Consider the following 21259-nt stretch of genomic DNA (forward strand, 5'->3'; position numbering starts at 1 on the left):
AAAATTACGGCTTCCCGCAAACCACTTTGCCGATAATTGTTTTTCTTTATGAATATAGAATTGGACAAGTCAGTTTAATCAAGGCCTAGAAGAATTGGGTAGAGGAGGTAAGGGCAATAGGCCCACCCTACATTATAAATGGCCAACAAAAAAGATTTACTAAATTGGGCCTATAAAAGGAATATAGTTAATAACAATATCCAATTGTTGAAGGCATTATCTAAAAACCTATATAATCGTGAAAAGCGAAATACTAAAATACCTTTCAAAATATACTAAAGTCACTAATGAGTTAGAAAGCGCAATTATAAAAAGTACTTTTATTGAAAGTTTTAAAAAAGGAACCATCCTACTTAATGCAGGAGATATTTCAAATGAGTGTTACTTCTTATTAAAAGGTTGTATAAGAAGTTATATTATTGAAAATGGTGAAGAAAAAACTATTGAATTTTATACGGAGGAACAAGTGGTTACACCATTTAACTATGGAAAATCCACACCATCAAACTATTATTTAGAATGTACTGAAAATGTCATAGTCAGTGTAGGTAATCCTAAATTGGAAAAAGAGACATTTTTACAATACCCACAATTAGAATCTTTATCCAGAGTAATTGCTGAAGTTATAATGGCTAAAAACCAGGACTCCTTTGCCAAATTTAAAACATCCAACCCTGAGGAAAGGTACTTGAATATGCTAAAAGAGAGACCTGAATTAATTCAACGAGTTCCTCAACACCAAATCGCTAGTTATTTAGGTATAAAACCAGAATCATTAAGCAGAATAAGAAAGAGAATAATTAACAAAAAATAATTTCTTAACTATAGTCAATGAATTGAATATTATATCCATCTACTTTTGCTGTATATGGTAAATAAGCAATTTTCAAAAATAGCAGGATGTCTGATTTTTATTGGTGTAGCAACTGGTGTTTTAAGTATTATTCCTTCTGTTGAAAGTGAAAAATATCTTGAAATTGTTTATCAAAATAAAACTAAAGTTTTAATTGGAGCACTTTTTCAATTTCTTCTAATTCCCATCTATATAGGTTACTCTTTAATATTATATTATCTATTAAGACAGTATAACAGCATTCTTTCGATCGGGTTTATTGGATTTCGATTTATGGCTGGAGTATTTCAGTTAATAGGAATAATATTATTACCGACATTTATCCTTTTGAGTGAAAAATACTCGACTGGAATAGATTCCAATTTAATATTTTATGAAACAGCCGGTGAAATATTGAGAATCTCTAGAGATTTAATTAATCATTTAGGTGTGATTATAGCCACGGGATTAGGAAATTTACTTTTATACAGTATACTTTATAAAGAAAAAAACATTCCTATCTGGCTATCAATATGGGGAATAACAGGAAATGTATTAATAATGTTAGCTGGCATTTTAATTTTATTCCAACTGATTGAAGTCATTTCAACTGAATATGTAATTATAGCAACTCCTATTTTATTACAAGAAATAATTTTGGCTATTTGGCTTATAAAAAATGGGTTGAAGCATACAAAAATGTCATATTGAGTTTAGTCTTAATACTAATAAATATTTGTTATAAACCTTTAGAGAAGTAATTTAATTCTACATTTTATGAAAAAATCCTTTTTAATTATAGCTATGCTATTTTCAATTCTTGCGGTCAATGGACAAAATCAAAGCGAAACAGTTTCTAGATTATTCGAAAATAATAACGAACTGAAAATTAATGTCTATTTCACAGGACTTGGATTATTTGAGGGAACTTATGAAAGAAATTTAAACAGTAAATCATCATTAGGAATAACTGGATTGTATGCTTTTAGCCAAAAATACGATGAGGATGTAAATTTTCAAATATCTCCTTTTTATAGGAGATACTTTGGTAGAAAATATGCTTCAGGTTTTTTTACGGAAGGATTTGGAACACTAGGTTCAACTGATGGCAAGCAATTAACTGATATAAATGGAAACTTAACTTTAAACGAAGGTCCTGATGTTATTGATGTATCCCTCGGTTTAAGTGTTGGATACAAATGGGTTGCCAAAAGCGGAATTACTTTTGAGGCTTTATTTGGAATGGGAGGAAATTTATTTAATGCTGATAAAACAGACCATAACATTATTAATCGTCGCGCGATAAGTATAGGTTACCGATTTTAGACTGAGTAAAAACCTTTTACATCAGCCAGTCCTATTAAAAAAAAACTGGTCCTGTTCCCTAAAAGGTTAATATTTTTTTTACTTTACAACCCCTAAAGTCGATTTAGATCTGAAGAATTGTTCAGCCTCTGATCCCGTTGCACATACTCGAATACCACAGATAGTATTCGCAATATGCCCTTGAGGTTCCCCGCAACTTCCAATTCCAGCAATTAATTTTCTTTATTTGCAATTTTACGACATTAGCTGACAAATCAAATGTCATGAATAAATCAGATTATAACCGTTATCCATAATCAATTTAAAATTTAATTTTAGGGTTGAATAATAGTATATGTGATATGAATAAAATTGCAAAAAAAATAAGCGAAATGCGGAAAAGCAAAAGACTGACTCAGGAAGAATTAGCTGAACAATCAAATATAAACATAAGAACTATTCAGCGGATTGAAAGTGGTGAAAGTGAACCACGAGGTAAAACTCTAAACCTTATATGCGATGTTTTACAGATCGATATTTCGGAATTGATTCCTAATGAGGATTCAATGACAAATAATTTTGGAGCATTAATTATAAATAAATTTTTCCTTTTAGCTTTAAATATGGTGTTAATGGGAATGATAGGTTATTTAACATTAGATTCAAACGCTAATCTTAACAGCAGATTTGGTGGATTGATGTTAAGTATATTTCTGCCTTACTTTATAGTTACTTTGACAAAAAAGATGAATAGTAAAGAGCGCATGTTTAAATTTGGATATATCATCTACTTTGTTTTTATCATAATAAAGCACGGATTCCCAATAGGATTCGGCACTGGATTGTTTCCTTGTCTTCTGATAAGTCTGTCAGTCTTATATTTTGGGGCGGATTTGATAAAATACTTGGATTAAAACGTGTTAGTACAAACCACCACTTTACGGTTTCCCGCAACTTATTTTGCAAAGAATTATTTTTCTTTAGCTCCATAAAATTAAACTAATCAATGTCATCCAGACCCCACAAAATAGGGTAGGGGACAGCAGAGTCATAAACCATCTAATTAATAACTAGCACAACTAAAAAGATTTATTAAATTAGTTAATTAATTAAGAGTAAGTGCTGACACTATTAAGTTGTATTTGAATGCTTTGGAATAAAGGAAATAAATTTACCGAAATCCCATAGGTAAGTGAATTAGAATTAGATGAATAAAAAAGACTTATCAGAATCGGACATTAAAGCAAAGTTTATCACACCTGCGATTCTAAATTCAGGTTGGGATGAGCAAACTCAACTGGGGCGTGAAATATTCTTCACTGACGGTCGAATTTATGTGAAAGGAAAACTTACCGCTAGAGGAAAGAGAAAGTTTGCCGACTACATCCTTTTTTACAAACCTAATGTTCCAATTGCGATAATTGAAGCAAAAGACAATAAGCATTCGGTAAGAGGAGGAATTCAACAAGCTCTCGGTTATGGAAATACTTTGGACATTCCTTTTGTCTTCAGCAGTAATGGTGACGGATTTTACTTTCACGATAAAACCGTCACAGAAGGAGAAATTGAAAAAGAAATTTCCTTGGAGGAATTTCCAAGTCCGCTAGAATTATGGACCAAATACAAAAGGTATAAGGGAATTGAATCTCCAGAAATTGAAGAAATAGTTTCGCAAGACTATTTTCAGGATGGTTCAGGGCGTTCCCCGAGATATTACCAACAAAATGCCGTTAATAGGACCATTGAGGCAGTTGCTAAGAAACAGCAGCGAATCATTTTGGTGATGGCCACTGGAACTGGAAAAACGTATACCGCTTTCCAAATCATTTACAGACTTTGGAAAAGTGGAGCAAAAAAAAGGATTTTGTTTTTAGCGGATCGTACAGCTTTAATTGATCAAACCGCCAGAGGTGATTTCAGGCATTTTAAAGATGCTCTGACTATCATCAAAAAGAAAAAAATTGATACCGCTTACAATGTATATTTAGCTCTTTACCAAGGACTCTCTGACAGCAACGGTGATGATGCTTACAAACAGTTCAGTCGCGAATTTTTCGACCTGGTAATTATTGACGAGTGCCATAGAGGCAGCGCAAAGGACGATAGTAAGTGGCGGGAAATATTGGAATACTTCAATACGGCAACCCATATAGGACTTACAGCAACACCAAAGGAAACAACTGAGGTTTCAAATACCGAATATTTTGGGGAACCCATTTATACCTACTCACTTAAGCAAGGAATTGATGATGGTTTCCTAGCTCCTTACAAAGTAGTTAAGGTAACATTGGATATTGATGCGGAAGGTTGGAGACCACCAAGTGGTTTTTTGGACAAGGACGGAAACCCTGTTGAAGATCGGATTTATAACCGAACAGATTTTGACAAAAACATTGTTGTCGAGGAACGCAGAAAAATTGTAGCAGCAAAAATCACAGAGTTTTTAAAAGGATATGACCGATTTGCGAAAACTATTGTTTTCTGCATAGACATTGAACATGCCGAAGGCATGCGTAGCGCATTGGCCAATGCCAATGCTGATTTATTTGCTGAAAACAGCAAATACATCATGCAAATTACGGGCGACAATGAGGAAGGGAAACGGGAGTTGGACAACTTTATCAATCCAACTGAAACCTATCCCGTTATTGCCACTACGTCAAAGTTAATGACCACAGGTGTTGATGCCCAAACTTGTAAATTGATCGTGTTGGACAGTAACATTGGTTCAATGACAGAGTTTAAACAGATCATTGGTAGGGGCACAAGAATCAATGAGGAATATGGCAAGACCTATTTTACCATTATGGATTTCAGAAACGTCACCAATCTTTTTGCCGACCCTGATTTTGATGGGGATCCGGTAATGATAAAAGATGTTGGAGAGGATGAAGACCTTTCAGGAACCGAAGAAGAAACTACCGAAACACCAATTATCGATGTCGACGGCGAGGAAGTAGATTTCCCTGAACGTCCTGAATACCCGGAAATTACTGGCGGTGGTGAAATTGTTGAGGGACCCAGAGCAAAAATAAGGGTAGATGGTGTGCGAGTAAAAATCGTAAACGAAAGAGTTCAGTATTTGGGTACAGATGGTAAGATTATTACGGAATCGTTAAGGGATTACACCAAAAATAGCGTAACCAAGCACTATAAAACCTTGGATGAATTCTTAAACTCTTGGAACAATGCCGAGAAGAAAAAGGCGATTGTCAATGAACTGGAAGAGCAGGGTGTTTTCTTCGATGCCTTACAAGATGAAGTCGGAGCGGCCTTTGACCCTTTCGATTTAATTTGTCATGTGGCGTTTGAATCAAAACCGCTCACAAGAAAAGAAAGAGCGGACAACGTAAAAAAGCGTAACTATTTTACCAAATATGGCGAGCAAGCTCAAAAGGTTTTGCAAAGTCTTTTGGATAAATATGCCCAAGACGGCTTAATAACCATTGAAAGTACTGAGGTTTTGAAACTTGACCCATTGAATAAATTGGGAACACCTATGGAACTTGTAAATGCCTTTGGGGGCAAACCACAATACATAAAAGCAATAAAAGAATTGGAAAAAGAACTGTATAAAACAGGAGCATAATGGACGGCAATTCTCAATTCCTCATTTATCAAACCGAAGATGGCCTGACCAAAATCCAGACCCGATTAGAAAACGAAACAGTTTGGTTAACTATCGAGCAGATGGCGGAGCTTTTTCAAAAAGGAAAATCAACCGTTAATGAGCATATTCTTAATATTTACAAAGAAGGGGAACTGGATCAAGAGACTTCTATGAGAAAAATCGGGATTTCCGATTTTTCTACCAAACCTACTAATTTTTACAATCTGGACGTCATTATTTCAGTGGGCTACAGAGTAAAAAGCATTCAAGGGACCAAGTTCAGACAATGGGCAACAGCTCGCTTGCGTGAATACATCGTAAAAGGCTTTACCATGAACGATGAGCTGCTCAAAGAAGCAGGCGGCGGTAATTACTTTGATGAGTTATTGTCACGTATCAGGGATATACGCTCGTCCGAGAAAGTCTTTTGGCGAAAGGTGTTGGATATTTATGCTACGAGTATCGACTATGACCCTAAAGCGGATCTATCTCAAACATTTTTCAAAACAGTACAAAACAAAATGCATTGGGCAGCTCACGGTCAAACGGCTGCAGAGGTGATTTACCTACGAATAGATGCTTCAAAACCAAATCTTGGACTCACTAATTTCAAAGGTGAAAAACCAACAAAGAAAGAAACAGAGGTAGCCAAAAATTACTTGGATGAAAAAGAGTTGGATGTACTTAACCGAATGGTAACGGCATATTTGGAATTAGCAGAACTCCAAGCTCTGAATCGCAAGCCTATGTACATGAAAGATTGGGCTAGCAGACTGGATGATTTTTTAACCATGACAGGAAGCGAAATCTTAACTAATGCAGGTAAAATAAGTCACAAAAAAGCTCTGAAAAAAGCTCATGAAGAATATGAGAATTATAAAGAGAAGATGAAAAACGATCTTTCTAAAGTTGAGAAAGACTTCATTAAACAAATAGATTTGACCAGTAAAAAATTAAAAGGTAAATAAATGGCAAACGTAGGCGCTGTAATAAACAGTATCAGGAACATAATGAGGCAGGACAGAGGTATCTCTGGGGATGCGCAAAGATTGGAACAACTCGGATGGATGTTGTTTCTCAAAATAATAGACGACAAGGACCAGGAACTGGAAATTACCAAAGACGATTATGTATCCGTAATCCCTGAGAAATTTCAATGGCGGACTTGGGCAACAAATGCCGAAGGAATTACCGGTGATGAACTTTTGGAGTTTATTGATAGCAATGCACAGGACAACAAAGGTTTGTTTGCCTCACTGCGAGAACTGACAAGCATTGCCAATCCAAAAAGAGCCGCCATAGTTAAAGAGGTATTTGAAGGCTCCAACAACTACATGAAATCCGGGTATGAAATGCGTAAAGTCATTAATAAACTTAATGAAGTTGACTTTAACAATTCGGAAGACAAACACATATTTGGTGACATATACGAAAGTATTTTGGTAGAACTGCGTGACGCAGGAAATAAAGGCGAATATTATACGCCAAGAGCTGTAACCCAGTTAATGACCCAAATGATCGACCCTAAATTGGGTGAAAAGGTGTTGGATCCTGCTGCGGGTACCGGTGGTTTCTTAACGGCTGCCATAGACCATGTACGGGAAAATTATGTGCATACCGTAGAAGACGAACACCAATTGCAAAAAAGCATTACTGGTTGGGAATTTAAGCCCGTTGCCTATGTTCTGGGCTTGACCAATTTAATTCTGCACGAAATGGATATTCCGGACTATCATTATATGGATAGTCTAAAAAAGGAATACAACAGCATTGGAGCAAAAGATAAAGTGGACGTTATACTGGCAAATCCGCCTTTTGGAGCCAGTATTGCCGATGGTGTGGAAACCAACTTTCCGGCCACCTACCGTTGTAAGGAATCTGCCGATTTATTTGTGATTTTAATGTTGCAACTCTTAAAACCCAAAGGTCGAAGTGCAATAGTTCTTCCTGACAATTCAATTACTGGTGATGGTGTTAAATATAGAATAAGAAAAAAATTAATGTCTGATTGCAATCTTCATACTATAATAAGACTCCCACAGTCAACATTTTTTCCGGCTACAGTTGGTACTAATCTATTGTTTTTTGAAAAGGGAACACCAACAAAGGGCATTTGGTATTATAAACATGAACTACCATTTGGACAAAAGAGCTACTCTAAGAAAAAGCCTATTCTTTTTGAAGAATTCCAACCCATTATAGATTGGTGGAATAAAAGAGAAGAAAACGAACAAGCCTGGAAAGTTAGTATTGACGAGTTAGATTTATTGAATTTAGATATTAAAAATCCAAACAGACAGAAAACTGAATTAATGTACGATCGCTCAGAAATTCTAAATGAATTAAAGACATCTCAGATTAGGATTAATGAACTTTTAAATGAATTAAAATAATGTCTTTAAGCTTTAAATATATCCCTTTATCTTTTCAAACTGACCAAGAAGAGATAAAACAGCTAATAATCAACACACTTATTCTAAAGTACTTTTATGTAACATATGGTAAGTTAGAACCTTTAGATAAGCTTATTGAAGGCACACAGTATGGCTACAATGCTTCTGCACAAGACGAAGGAAGAAACAAATTTCTTAGAATTAGTGACATTAAGAATGGAAACGTTAATTGGAATAAGGTGCCTTATTGTAATTGTGAAGATGAGAAAACGTATTTACTAAAATCTAATGACATTTTAATTGCTCGAACTGGCGGCACGACAGGTAAAAGCTTTATGATTTCAGAACCACCAAAACTTTCTATTTATGCGGGCTATTTGATTCGTATTCGAGCCAATGAAAACAACAATCCTAATTATATCAAACTATTCTTAAATAGCTATGCATATTGGTCTCAAATTGTCTCTCTGAATGAAGATAATTTTAGACCGAGAGTAAATGCAAATTCATTAAAATCCTTATTAGTTCCAATTTGTTCATCTCAGAATCAACTTGATGCAATCAAAATAGCAGGTGGTGAATGTATAGAAGGTTATGATAAATTATATAAGGAGATTATACAAATGGAAAAATGTAATGATTTAGAATATGAATATCAAAAAGCTGTTCTCCAAGTTCAAAAATTAAAAGAAGCAATGATACTTAATGCTTTTATGGATAAATCAGATGATGAAGTATGAAAATAAAAAGTATACAACTCAAAAACGGATACAAACGTTTTTTTGACTTAACAATTGATTTGGGTGAGAATCCGAAAAGAATTATTGCATTAGTCGGTCCTAATGGCTGTGGAAAAAGTAGTGTCTTTGATGGTATGCTTTTTCTAAGTAATGCATATGGTATGAATATAGGTAACAAGGGTTCTAAAAATCATACCTATCATTCAATGAATCAAACACCAAATTTTAGCTCTAATAATATAATTATTGAATTTACAGATGGAAACTACTATACTGTAAAAGAAAAAAAAGAGGCGTTAGGGAAAGGAAAAACGATATTTTCTCTAAGAAGCCCATATAGATATAATAGCAACCTCAAGGTTACACAGTCAAGAGCTACTAGTGAAATAAGACTCAATGGATATGGTGCATCATCATCATCTGACCTTGATGACAAGATGGAAGAAAACTATAGGCGACTAAATATAAAATATAACGATTTTTTAAATAAACAAGACTGTAAGCCAAGTGAAGCAAAAGCTAAAATTATTGGAGATTTAAATAGTGCTTTAGTTAATTGTTTAGATCTTGAAATAAGTAGCATTGGAAATATTGAAGCAAATCAAGGAACTCTATATTTCAAAAAGAATGACCATCCCTCAGAATTTGAATTTAATGTATTGTCTTCTGGAGAAAAAGAGGTTGTAGATATACTTTTAGACCTTTATTTAAGACAAAAAGAATATGATGATTCAATTTTTATTATTGATGAGCCTGAATTACACATCAATACAGCAATCCAAAGAAAATTACTAATTGAAATCAATAAGCTCATTGGTGATAATTGTCAAATTTGGATTGCAACGCATAGTATTGGATTTTTAAGAGCATTACAAGGTGATTTAAAGAGTCAATGTGAAATAATTCAATTTGAATCGGAAAAAAAATGGGCATCCGAGATTCAAATTTTAAAACCTATTAAAAAATCTATTACAAATTGGAAAAACATATTTGAAACAGCTCTGGATGATTTAACAGGTTTAGTTAGCCCAAAAAGACTGATTTACTGTGAAGGCAAAGATGCTCCTGGAGCAAACGGCTTAGAAAAAGGGTTTGATGCCAAAGTTTTTAACAATATTTTTGGAGAGAAATATCACGATACTTTATTTATTTCAAGTGGAGGTAACACAGAACTTGACCAACGTAGTCAAGTAGCATTAGCTTTATTAACTAAAGTCTTTTCAGAAATTGAAATTCTTGTTTTAAAAGATAGAGATATGGCTTCAGGAAAATCTACTGGAGAAAAAGAACGACTATTATATCTCAAGACTAATCCAGACAACCATAGAGTTCTAAATAGATGGGAAATAGAGAATTATCTTTATGATAAAGAAGTGTTGAAAAAATACTGTGCTGAAAATGGACTAGACTTTGATGAAGAAACTTATAACAAAACTGTAACAGATATTAACAATCAAAACCTTAAGGACGTAACTGGAAGGGTTAAGAATATATGTAATATTGTTGGCAGTATTAACCCAGAAAAATTTAAGCTTTCTTTATCTGAATTAATTACTGAAGATATGATTGTATTTCAGGAATTCGAAAAGGTTATTTTTAATCGAGAATAAAAGCCAGTACCTAATAACTAAGCGTTTCATTTGGTCGGTTCGGCCAAACGAAGTCCATGCTTGGATACTTCGGTTCGTTTTGTGCCACTTTGAAAGATCAAGTAGCAATTTACCTATGGCTAAAAAAAAAGCCACTCAAGTACCAGCATATGTACAGACATAGAAAACTCAAAATATAGTTTTGCAGTCAATAAAATAGAAAAGGCACAATAGCCATTTGGCTGTGTTTAATCAGTGCTTTTATCTTGAACAGAAAGTACACCTGAAAGTACTAACAAACTTCTCCATAAAACAAGAGAAATAATCACAATACCAAATATGCTAAAATAAAAGAACACTTCAATTTTAATATTAGCTGCTAAAAGTTTTAAACTAAATCCTAAAATGGCTATTACCAATAATTCTTTAACCCCATTTTTTAAATGTCGTATTGTTTCCACGTATAAAGGGGAATTCAAAAAAAGGTTAAATATTGAAACCTTTTTGTAAGTATCCTCTAGAGTATTTCCTTTTTTCCTTTTTATAGGTTTGGCACTTATTTTAAAACTTACCAAAAGGGTTAAGAAAGTCAGAACAAAACCTGCCGAAGTAAAAGCTATATTTGATATGTCAGTAACAATGGAAAGTAAGAGTTCTTCCGTGGGAATAATAACATAGCAAATATAGACCAATATAAAGAATGTTGATGTAAACACAACAGCAATCAATAAATCCCAAAATATTGAATAACTAAAATATTTATTAAGCATCCGCATAATAACTAGCTATAAATATATTCAACTCAGGGTCAATTAATGTATACATTTCCTTATTGGAAAAGTCCTGTAGAGCGCCAATTTTGATTACTATTTCCTCCCTAGTCTTTGAAAGATTAAATATGTTTTCATCGCCATGAATATCTTCATATCTAACCTCAAAATTTTCAAAATATTTAATATTCCTTGCTTTGCTTTTAAAAACTCTTAGCATTCCTCTAAACCAATCATTTGCCTCGTAGTTTATATCAATAGGTGCGCTAGAGCCGGGAATTTGAAAATAGGTCTTTAATCGAAGAAATTTTGGTTTGAACTGACTGGCAATGTTTCCCATGGATGAATAATAAGTCTTTTTTACATCGACATCCATCTTTGCAAGATTAGATGGTTTCAATTTTATATCCATTGAAAGCACATTCTGTAAACGAGCCAAAGTCTGATCTAAGGTGCTGTTATACAGAATAGTTATTTCTGTGGCTTTAGACAGTTTAAGATTATTGGGGCCTGCAATATTTCTTAGATAAAACTCCAAATCCTTTAAGCGAGGTCCATTGTGATTATATTCCGCACAAATAATACATGTAGAGCCGCTAAAATCAATAAAAAAATGAGTTTCTTCAACAATATCCCCATCTAAAGAGCTAAGGGGTAAAAGTTTGAATTTATCAGTAGGCTTAAGTTTAGGTTGTTTCCCCTTTCTCAATAAGGCCATTGAACAACGGATTCGTCTCTCTTTAGGTAAAATTCTATGGGTCACCATATAAAGTTCTCTAGGTTCCGCCTTATCTTGGTTTTCATGTCTATCTATCAAAAGACCATTGCCATTTCTCCTTTCCGCTCTTAAATATGAAAAAACCTCCTTTAAAATACTTGTTGTATTATGAGTTGTTTCAAAGTCCTTGTAAGGTACGAATTTTAATGTGTTTAAATAAAGTCTTAACTCACGAAATTTTTTCCTTCTCGTCATTCTAAAAAAAATGCTTAAATAAAACCTAATGCAATGTACACAATTTCTTACGTAGGCAAAATATATATTTTCTTTTGCTACTTTATAGAAGTTATGCAGAAGATTGTATTAGAATAATAAAAAGTTGTGACTAAAAGGGAACACTACCATTAAAATATGTCCCTTTCACTTGTTCCCTTTAATAAAAAAATCCCCGTCAACTTATTGTTCATTTCAAAGGTCTTTCTTTCATATTTTGTGGTTCTACCTATGTTCGATCAGGGACCACATGATTATGGTAATGCTATATATCCTTTTCCTTAAAGTTACTATTTAAAAGGGAGTGTAGAATTTCTAGCCGTCTTTTCTTTTATTTAAAGGGCTGTTTGAAATCTTTAATATCACTGGTTGTGACCGAATCATATATTTTGGCAAAGTCACCTACGGTATATCCCATTGCTTCAATAATTAAAAATAATGATCCGCAGGCAGGCGTTGTTTTTGATTTTGCATTGAAAATATCTGAAACGGTAGCTTTTCGTAAGAATGAAACCAATGCAATTTTGTTATAGCTTTTAGCAATTTCTTCCTCATTGTTATTATTAGGTCTAAAATTTTTAGTTTTATCCAATAACCTGTTCAGGCTAATTGCAATCTTAATTTTAATATCGGGAAATAATTCCTCTTTCATATATGCAATTAACTATTTCGTGAAAAATATATCGGTACGTTTTGGCGTACCGATATATTTTTTTATATTTGGTTTGTTATCATTCATTTATGATAATTATTGAATGAATAATGCGATTCTTCTTTGTTTGAATTAGTCTAGAAGCAGTCGCTTGGATTCCCGGTCTAAAAACTGGTAACTTAATGCACGGGATGATAAGCAAGATGCCCATGACCCGGGGCATGGGTTTTCTTATCATAGTGTACCAAACCAGTTCCTGGATCTTAAAGAGGCGTTTAACCCTCTTTATCTGAGCGTTGGTTTATTCAGAAGTTTTGCAAGCAGTAACCAAAAGGCTAAAAGAGCTATGAAACACATCTTATGTAACTTAAACGGTAAAACAGCCACTGGGCAGCTTACCATTCTTTTGCAGCATACCGCGTACGACATTCTCTTTACCAAAAAGCCCAAGAACCCAATATAGGTTTGCACAGAACTGGTTAAAAAAAGTTAACCAGTTCATTTATTATGGGATTTGTGTTGTGCCCTTTTTTCCGGAACTCGAAAATCCTTTTATCCCATAATCACGATCCACACATTTTTTGGCATCCGGCCAAATAACGACAAAGCAGCCTAATGTCATTTAAGGTTATCTCTTTGCGCTCACAATGTGCTGTGCTGTGCTATAGCATTGTTGAAAGGCTAGGGGAGAAGCCATAAAAGTGAGCCAGGTAAGGTACGCCCAATCGGTAACCGCAATCTTGCACACAAAGCAGCAATACCAAACAATAGATCCTTTTTGCCTATGACATAGAACATATACAAAAAATAGCCTCCCAAACCCTGTTGACGCATACGTTTGGAAGGCCTTAACTAAATAAAACTAAGTTTCATCTAATCTTCAAAATTATGAAAAATAATCTTGAGTACAGGGGTATTATACGCCTATGTCTACTATATATCTGCTTTTTAGTTCCCCCACCTTACTTTGCCCATTTCCCCCATGGGCATTGTTTTAAGGATTTCACTATCCTGGAATACCAACAACCGTACCAGATTTCAGGTACCGTTACCGATAGCTATGGCCCCATGCCCGGGGTACATGTACTTATCAAAGGCACCAACACAGGTACCTTTACGGACAAAGAAGGGGAATATTTCCTTTTGGTCAGCAACAAGGATATCCTGGTCTTTTCCTATCTGGGTTACCACAGCCGGGAACTGCCCATACTGGGCAGAACCACCTTGGACGTGCAAATGCAGTCCGAGGTCACCGAACTGCAGGAAGTAGAGGTCAATGCCGGCTACTATACCGTAAAGGAAAGGGAACTCACAGGGAGCATCAGCAGGGTAACGGCCAAGGAAATAGAGCTGCAACCCATTGTAAGTCCGTTGGAGGCCCTACAAGGCCGCATGGCGGGGGTGGAAGTGGTACAACAGAATGGGGTTCCGGGCAGTGCGCCCATTGTTCGTATCCGTGGACAGAACAGTCTGCGGAGAGAGGGAAACTATCCTTTGTATATCATAGATGGGGTACCTATCATCTCCGCTCCAATTTCAGGTGGCAGTAATATGTATTCGGATGGAATAGACCCTTTGAGTACCCTTAATTTATCCAATATAAAGAGTATAGAGGTGTTGAAGGATGCCGATGCCACCGCCATCTATGGCTCCCGTGGAGCCAATGGGGTGGTACTGATCACTACAAAAAAAGGAAACTATAGGCGAAAGACGGAAATAGAAGCAAGGTGGTATTCCGGTCTGGGACAAGTATCCAATAAAGAGGATCTATTAAGCACCGAACAATATTTGGCAATTAGAAAAACGGCATTGCAAAATGATGGCAGGCAATCTGATGAATTTTCAGATTATGACCTATTGTTATGGAACCAGCACCGCTATACGGATTGGCAGGAAGTATTGTTTGGCGGAACCTCCCAAATTATGGATTTCAATGTCGCCGCATCCGGTGGCAACGGTACTACCTCCTTTAGGTTGGGAGGATCTTACCATAATGAAGGACTGGTATTTCCGGGAGACAATAGCTACCACAAAGTTACTGCAGGGTTAAATCTTGACCATATTTCCGAAAACAATAAATTGCATATGAATTTTTCCGCCAAATATGGTATTGACCAAAGTGATGTTCCGGCATATGACAACAGCTTTGTCTCAACGGCGCTCACCCTTCCTCCAAATGCGCCCAAGTTGAAAAATGAAGATGGCAGCCTACATTGGGAGGAATGGGAATATTCGCAATGGGATAATCCCTATGCCGCCATTTTATATAGAAATTCCTCGGATGTAGGCCATAATCTAATAGCCAATTTGGGACTGTCCTATCAATTGTTCCATAGCATGACATTTAAGACCTATATGGGATATAACAATTTGACCAGAGATTACAAAGCCTCATTTTCCAAGGACCAATATAGCCCTGAAATAAGGGAAGGTCAGAACCATAGTTCAAGGAAAAGACATGCCGATAGAAAATCTTGGATCATAGAACCCCAATTTTTATACCGGACCAAAATGGGAAAAGGAACCCTAGACGGTTTGATCGGGGCCACTTTTCAGCAAAACGATAACAAGAACCTAATTGTTACAGGGGAAGGGTTCGTATCCACTGCCTTAATTGGCGATTTGGCCGCAGCTCAGAGTGTTAATATTATCAACAATGAAATAAAAAGATATAAGTACAATGCGGTTTTTGCCCGTTTCGGCTATAACCACGATCAAAGGTATTTCATCAATCTTACAGGACGTCGGGATGGTTCTTCACGTTTTGGACCTAATAAACGCTTTGCCAATTTTTGGGCCATTGGGGGGGCATGGATATTTTCTGGTGAGAATTTTGTCAAGCAGAACCTTCCCTTTATTAGTTTTGGGAAATTTAGGGGAAGCTATGGCATAACAGGCAGTGACCAAATAGGGGACTATGGATATATGGACGCCTATGAGGCAACAGCGGGACCAAATGGTATTTACCCCACCCAACTTACCAATCCAAATTATTCTTGGGAAGAAAACAAAAAATTGGAGACGACACTGGAATTGGGCTTCCTAAATGACCGGATAACCCTGGGGAGCAGTTGGTACCGCAATCGTTCCTCCAATCAATTGGTAGGATATCCGCTTCCGTCAATTACGGGCTTTAGTTCCGTGCAGGCCAATTTGCCTGCTACGGTACAGAATACCGGATGGGAATTTGAACTTGCCACCATGAATATACGTTCCAAAAATTTTCGTTGGCAGACATTTTTAAACCTGACCATTCCAAAAAACAAACTTTTAAGTTTTCCCGATATTGAACAGACTTCCTATGCCAATATTTATAGAATAGGACATCCATTGAACATCCGATTGCTATACGAATACGAAGGTGTGGATCCGGAGACAGGCCTATACCGGGTGAACGATGTGAATGAAGATGGGCAGTATGACTTTAATGATGCCATCGTGGTCAAAAAGTTGGGCAGGGAGTATTTTGGGGGATTGACCAATAAATTCTCCTACAAGGGCATGGAGCTAAGGTTTTTGTGGGAATTTGTTAAACAATCGGCACTTGAACGGGAGACAAGTCTTCCAGGCTATAAGGCAATGCAGACAGCCCAATTTTTCCAAGAGTGGCAATATGGGCAGAATAATAATGTTCAGACCGTATCAGAGTCATTTGATGCCGGTACCGCTTATTATAATGCACTTTTTAGTGAAAGGTTTTTCACGGATGCATCCTTTTTAAGATTGCGTACGCTCAGCCTAAGTTATGACCTGCCCGCTAAACCTTTAAAGAACATTGGATTGAATGGCTGTAGCCTCTTTCTGCAGGCCCAAAATCTCTTTACCCTTACGAATTACAACAGCCTTAACATAGAAAATCCCGGGAATGCAACACTTCCCGCGCTCAAAACCCTGACCCTTGGGGTGAAAATTAACCTTTAAAAAACAAAAACATGTTGAACAAAAGATATATAAAACCCATTATACTGTGCCTTGGTTATCTGTTAACTATTTCCTGTGAAGATTTCGTTGATTTGGAACCGCCAAATTACAAAATGGTTACGGAAACCGTTTTTGAGAATGATGAGACCGCAATGGCGGCAATAACCGGCATTTATAACGAACTGTTTTCTTCTGCGAGTTTCTCCAATGGATATATAAGCTCTGTGACCATATTGGCAGGAATGTCTTCTGACATTTTTGAAACAACCAGTGCTACGGATACAAGATATGGTCCATTTCAACAGAACCAGATTTCACCTAGGGGGACACCTGATGCCAGTGCCAATTATGAGCTATGGTCAAGTGCCTATAATATCATCTATATGGCCAACAGCGTTTTGGAAGGATTATCAAATTCCGACCAATTATCCGAGGAAACACTTACTATTGCCGAAGGGCAAGCCAGGTTCATAAGGGCCTTTACCTATTTTTATTTGGTAAACCTGTATGGTGATGTACCATTGGTCCTGACAACGGACTATAGTAAGAACGCCGTGGCCCCAAAGGATTCGGCAGCAAAAGTGCATGAACAGATATCTACCGACCTAGACTTGGCGATATCCCTTTTGGAGGAAGTGGAGGAGTATGAAAGCTTGGAACGCACCAATATAAATCGTTTTGTTGTGATGGCTTTAAGGGCAAGAATCTATCTATACCAACAGAATTGGGAGAAAGCAGAAGAGTGGAGCAGCAAGGTTATTGATCAAGCCTCTATCTATGAAATCTTGCAGGATTTGGACCAAGTGTTCCTAAAGAACAGCAGGGAAGCCATATGGCAAATATCCCCAGTTCCGGTAGGAAGGCGACAAACTACATATACCAGGGAGGGGTATTTTTTTAGGGGGATAAATAGCTCACGGGTCGTTCTTTCGAATGATTTTGTGGCGACCATAAGTCCGGAAGATAAAAGGTTGGCACATTGGGTGGGTTATAATTCAAGTAGGGAGTTTTATTTTCCGCAAAAATACAAAGATGGAAGCAGTAGCGGCAATATTACCGAATATTCAATGGTATTGCGGCTTGCAGAACAGTATCTGATACGTGCGGAAGCACGTGCCATGCAAGGAAATTTGCCGGGGGCCATATCAGATTTGGACAAATTACGTAATCGGGCCAATCTAGAGCTCATCGCCAATACCTTACCCGGAATCTCACAAGAGGATTTACTGGAAGAAATAATGGAAGAACGTACACGGGAACTGTTTTCCGAATGGGGACATCGCTGGTTGGATCTAAAACGCCTCCAAAAAACAGCTGAGGTATTAAAGCCCATAAAACCACTATGGCAGGATACAGACATTTTCTACCCGATTCCTGAAGAAGAGCGTGCCAAAAATCCAAATATTGAACAAAATGAAGGTTATTGAGCTTTTGTATAAAGTGTTGGCTGCCAAAGAGACTTCGGAATCCGTTTTATTATTCAAACAACCACTTAATATGTATAAGATAACCGAAAAGATAAAGGGATATAAATACGTACTCCAAATATTTCTTTTTGTTGTAATTTCCTCTATGAACGGACAAGAGGGCAATGTGCTTGATAATGGAGCTCCACTGTCATTGGACCCTTCAATCCGTTATGGGCGTTTAGGGAACGGGTTCACTTATTATATCAAGCGTGTGGAGAATGGTCCTGAGAAGATAAACATGCGATTTTATGTCAAGGTTGGGAATAACTATCAACGAGATGAAGAATTGGATTATGCACATGCCATTGAACACCTGGCTTTTAAATGTGCCAAAGATTTTCCGGTCAACCTATTAAACGACCCTGGACTTTTGAATAGTTTGGGTATGGGCAAAAGTGATCTTTTTGCACAAACTTGGAATTATTCCACTTGGTATAGGTTTGATATTCCTTCAAATAGTGAAAATGCGTTCAATACGGGCCTTAGGTGGTTTACAAACATTACGGACCTGGATTTGACCGAGGAAGCTATTTTAAAGGAGAAGGGACCCTTGCTCCAAGAAATTGTTTTTCGTCAAGGCGATAACCTTCAAAAGTTTTTTGCTAAAACAAAATTGAAATCACTCTTAATCCCTTGTAGTAGTGATTACTCCGATTTTTTTAAACTTAATAAGGAATATACACCCGAGACACTTATAGATTTTTATAAAGAATGGTACCAACCAGATCGTATGGCTATAGTTTTGGTGGGAGATATTAAGAACATCGATAAAATTGAAAAGAAGATAATTGATAATTTTTCATCCATGAACAGGGTGAAAACACCAAACAAATGGTTGGCCTGTGTTCAAGAATACTTGACGGGGGAGAAACATTTTGTCCACATGGAATTGGATTCAATAAATTGTGGTGGTAGTAAAGAAGTGGAATTCTTTCTTTACCATAGGAAACCGGAGATAATTGAGAATCTTGAGAACGAGCAGAAAATCAAAGAAAGGCTGTATTGGAAATTACTTTATAAACTGATCAATCATCGCCTAAATGAGTTAGAGAAAACATATGGCAATCACTTTACTTCTTCGTTTTTTCCTCCCGGTCCATATTTGCCTGCAATGGAGTTAAGGATTAGGTCAAATGTGAATACGGTTGGGAAAGGATTGAATAAAGTACTTTTAACATTAAGGCAATTAAAAAAGTTTGGACTTGAACAAAATGAATGGGACGAATTTAGAAATAATTATATCCTACTCATGGACAAGGAAGAAACTGACCGATCAGCCTATTGGTTGGAACGCATTCAGGAACACTTTGTTTATGGTGAAGCATTACCGGGGAACAATGCTATTGACCTAAAAAAATGGCTGTCCAAACTAAGTCTCAAAGAGTTTAATGCGGCGCTTGGCCGCCTTATAAGCGATGATCCGGACGATATTGGGATTGTGGCACCCAAGGGGACCAGGTTTACCGAAAACCAGGTGCGGGGTTGGATACAGCAGGCCCAGTTTCAGAGCGTAGCGCCATTTATCCGCCAAGAAGTACCAAGGGAATTATTAAGTGAAGACCAGAAATCTACTTTAAAATTTAGGGATTACAAGGTTATAGGTACTGCTTCTTTTGGGGCCGAAGAGATTGTGTTGGACAATGGAATGAAGGTAATATTGGATACTTTGACAAATAGCAAGGATAGATTTTATCTACACGGGTTCAGTCCAAATGGCGCATCGTGCTTTCCTGAAAAGGCTTATTTTTCTGCTATAAACGCCCCCTACATTGTTCAAAATTCCGGAGCAGGGTCACTTAATAAATTTCAAATCAATAGTTATTTAAAGGAGCATGCCAAAGGATTGTGGATCCGACCTTATATTAATTACAATGAAACGGGTATTAAAGGAAACGCTGCCATTGATGATCTGGAAATGATGCTTCAATTGATATATCTATATTTTGTACACCCCAGAGAAGATGAAAATGCGTTTGTGGATTGGAAAATTCAAGAAGAAAATCGCCACTTGTATCCTACATATGGTATTATCAACCAAGATTTTGTTGTAAGGATTCGGGAGTTCTTAAAGGATCGCTCAAAAGTACCGGAAGGGACAAGGCGTTTGCATGGCATTCGTCAAACGGATATGAGAGCGGCATATGAAATATACAGAGAACTCCATGGTGACGCCGAAGATTTTACTTTTATTATTAGCGGTAGTTTTTCGGTGGAGGAAGTTTTGCCATTATTACAAAAGTATTTGGGCAATCTTCCTGTAAGGTCCAATTCTATTTCGGATAGAACCCGATTCACCAAAGAGGTGACACTTCCGGCAAGCCCATTATATAAACAATTCAATCCGCATACTATGGGAGCAGGATACAAAATGAAAAATATTTTTTATTACAGAAAGTATCTGTCCAAAGTGGATAAACCAATGCATTGGAAAGAACTAATAGACATTGAAGTGTTGGGTTATATGTTGAATTCCAGGATATTGGATTTACGGTTCTCCGTGGATGCCGGTTTATATGATATGACGGCTTTTGGTACGATTAACAAGGAGTCCTCATTTTATGATATAGGAATTTTACTGAATGTTATACCGAGTGAATTGGAGATGTTGCGAAAGGCCTGCCAATCGTTGGTAAAAGAACTGCGCGATAAAGGAATCGATAGTGAGGTTTTTAAGGATGTAATGCTCAATATTGTTTATCCAAAATATAGGGTGAATAGACAACATCATCCTGCTAGAAGAGTTGAAAAATTATATGATCATTATCGATTTAACGCAAAATGGGCCAGCCCGGTTGAAATTGAGGAATATGTAAAATTACTCACGCCAGAGGATATTCGGACATCGGCACGGAAATACCTTAAGGAAGACAATCTTATGGAATTTACATTTGAGGATGAAAATGGCAATTCCAGAAAATAGTTTCAAGGAATATTTTGTTTGATTAAACTAAGTATAACATCGGATTGATCTTATCCGATGTTATACT

Annotated in this window: 15 protein-coding genes; 12 read left to right on the forward strand and 3 right to left on the reverse strand. The window is 36.5% G+C overall.

Annotated features, from left to right (window positions below; all coding sequences use genetic code 11):
- The first annotated feature begins 238 nt into the window (after positions 1 to 238).
- The 9 genes from C7972_RS20050 (at position 239) to C7972_RS20090 (ending at position 10490) form a co-directional block, all read left to right on the forward strand.
- Entirely contained in the window at positions 239 to 814 is a 576-nt protein-coding gene (locus C7972_RS20050; protein WP_110357957.1) for a Crp/Fnr family transcriptional regulator, read from the forward strand.
- 54 nt (positions 815 to 868) lie between these two features.
- Positions 869 to 1543, forward strand: a complete 675-nt coding sequence (locus tag C7972_RS20055; protein ID WP_110357958.1) for a DUF4386 domain-containing protein — start codon at positions 869 to 871, stop codon at positions 1541 to 1543.
- Positions 1544 to 1609: 66 nt separating this feature from the next.
- Positions 1610 to 2158 (forward strand): DUF3575 domain-containing protein, encoded by a 549-nt coding sequence (locus tag C7972_RS20060; RefSeq protein WP_110357959.1) that lies wholly within the window; start codon positions 1610 to 1612, stop codon positions 2156 to 2158.
- A gap of 341 nt (positions 2159 to 2499) precedes the next feature.
- Entirely contained in the window at positions 2500 to 3051 is a 552-nt protein-coding gene (locus tag C7972_RS20065) for a helix-turn-helix domain-containing protein (RefSeq protein ID WP_110357960.1), read from the forward strand.
- A 293-nt stretch (positions 3052 to 3344) separates the two neighbouring features.
- A complete protein-coding gene (hsdR, locus tag C7972_RS20070) occupies positions 3345 to 5726 on the forward strand; it encodes an EcoAI/FtnUII family type I restriction enzme subunit R (protein ID WP_110357961.1) in 2382 nt (793 codons plus the stop codon).
- A complete protein-coding gene (locus C7972_RS20075) occupies positions 5726 to 6715 on the forward strand; it encodes a virulence RhuM family protein (RefSeq protein ID WP_110357962.1) in 990 nt (329 codons plus the stop codon). The genes hsdR and C7972_RS20075 overlap by 1 nt, the downstream gene beginning before the upstream one ends.
- Positions 6716 to 8140: an N-6 DNA methylase gene (locus C7972_RS20080; protein WP_110357963.1), complete on the forward strand. Its 1425-nt coding sequence runs from the start codon at positions 6716 to 6718 to the stop codon at positions 8138 to 8140.
- Entirely contained in the window at positions 8140 to 8880 is a 741-nt protein-coding gene (locus C7972_RS20085; protein WP_110357964.1) for a restriction endonuclease subunit S, read from the forward strand. Before C7972_RS20080 ends, C7972_RS20085 begins: the two co-directional genes overlap by 1 nt.
- The gene (locus tag C7972_RS20090; RefSeq protein ID WP_110357965.1) at positions 8877 to 10490 is read left to right on the forward strand and encodes an AAA family ATPase; all 1614 of its coding nucleotides are present in this window, start codon (positions 8877 to 8879) and stop codon (positions 10488 to 10490) included. Before C7972_RS20085 ends, C7972_RS20090 begins: the two co-directional genes overlap by 4 nt.
- A 227-nt stretch (positions 10491 to 10717) precedes the next feature.
- Here the strand turns inward: C7972_RS20090 and C7972_RS20095 are convergent, their stop codons facing one another.
- The 3 genes from C7972_RS20095 to C7972_RS20105 all read right to left on the reverse strand — a co-directional run bounded on the left by C7972_RS20095 (position 10718) and on the right by C7972_RS20105 (position 12882).
- Positions 10718 to 11239, reverse strand: coding sequence for a hypothetical protein (locus C7972_RS20095; RefSeq protein WP_110357966.1), 522 nt, complete (start codon positions 11237 to 11239; stop codon positions 10718 to 10720).
- Positions 11232 to 12212, reverse strand: a complete 981-nt coding sequence (locus C7972_RS20100; RefSeq protein WP_110357967.1) for a hypothetical protein — start codon at positions 12210 to 12212, stop codon at positions 11232 to 11234. Before C7972_RS20100 ends, C7972_RS20095 begins: the two co-directional genes overlap by 8 nt.
- Before the next feature lie 349 nt (positions 12213 to 12561).
- Positions 12562 to 12882 (reverse strand): hypothetical protein, encoded by a 321-nt coding sequence (locus C7972_RS20105; RefSeq protein WP_110357968.1) that lies wholly within the window; start codon positions 12880 to 12882, stop codon positions 12562 to 12564.
- A gap of 888 nt (positions 12883 to 13770) precedes the next feature.
- Here C7972_RS20105 and C7972_RS20110 point away from each other — a divergent pair.
- From C7972_RS20110 to C7972_RS20120, 3 genes are read left to right on the forward strand one after another with little or no spacing between them, the layout of a single operon-like run.
- The gene (locus tag C7972_RS20110) at positions 13771 to 16803 is read left to right on the forward strand and encodes a SusC/RagA family TonB-linked outer membrane protein (RefSeq protein WP_110357969.1); all 3033 of its coding nucleotides are present in this window, start codon (positions 13771 to 13773) and stop codon (positions 16801 to 16803) included.
- Positions 16804 to 16814: 11 nt separating this feature from the next.
- Entirely contained in the window at positions 16815 to 18230 is a 1416-nt protein-coding gene (locus C7972_RS20115; protein WP_110357970.1) for a RagB/SusD family nutrient uptake outer membrane protein, read from the forward strand.
- The gene (locus C7972_RS20120) at positions 18217 to 21192 is read left to right on the forward strand and encodes a M16 family metallopeptidase (protein WP_110357971.1); all 2976 of its coding nucleotides are present in this window, start codon (positions 18217 to 18219) and stop codon (positions 21190 to 21192) included. The genes C7972_RS20115 and C7972_RS20120 overlap by 14 nt, the downstream gene beginning before the upstream one ends.
- The last annotated feature ends 67 nt before the right edge of the window (positions 21193 to 21259 follow it).

This window comes from Arenibacter sp. ARW7G5Y1 (assembly GCF_003201775.1).
GTDB lineage: Bacteria > Bacteroidota > Bacteroidia > Flavobacteriales > Flavobacteriaceae > Arenibacter.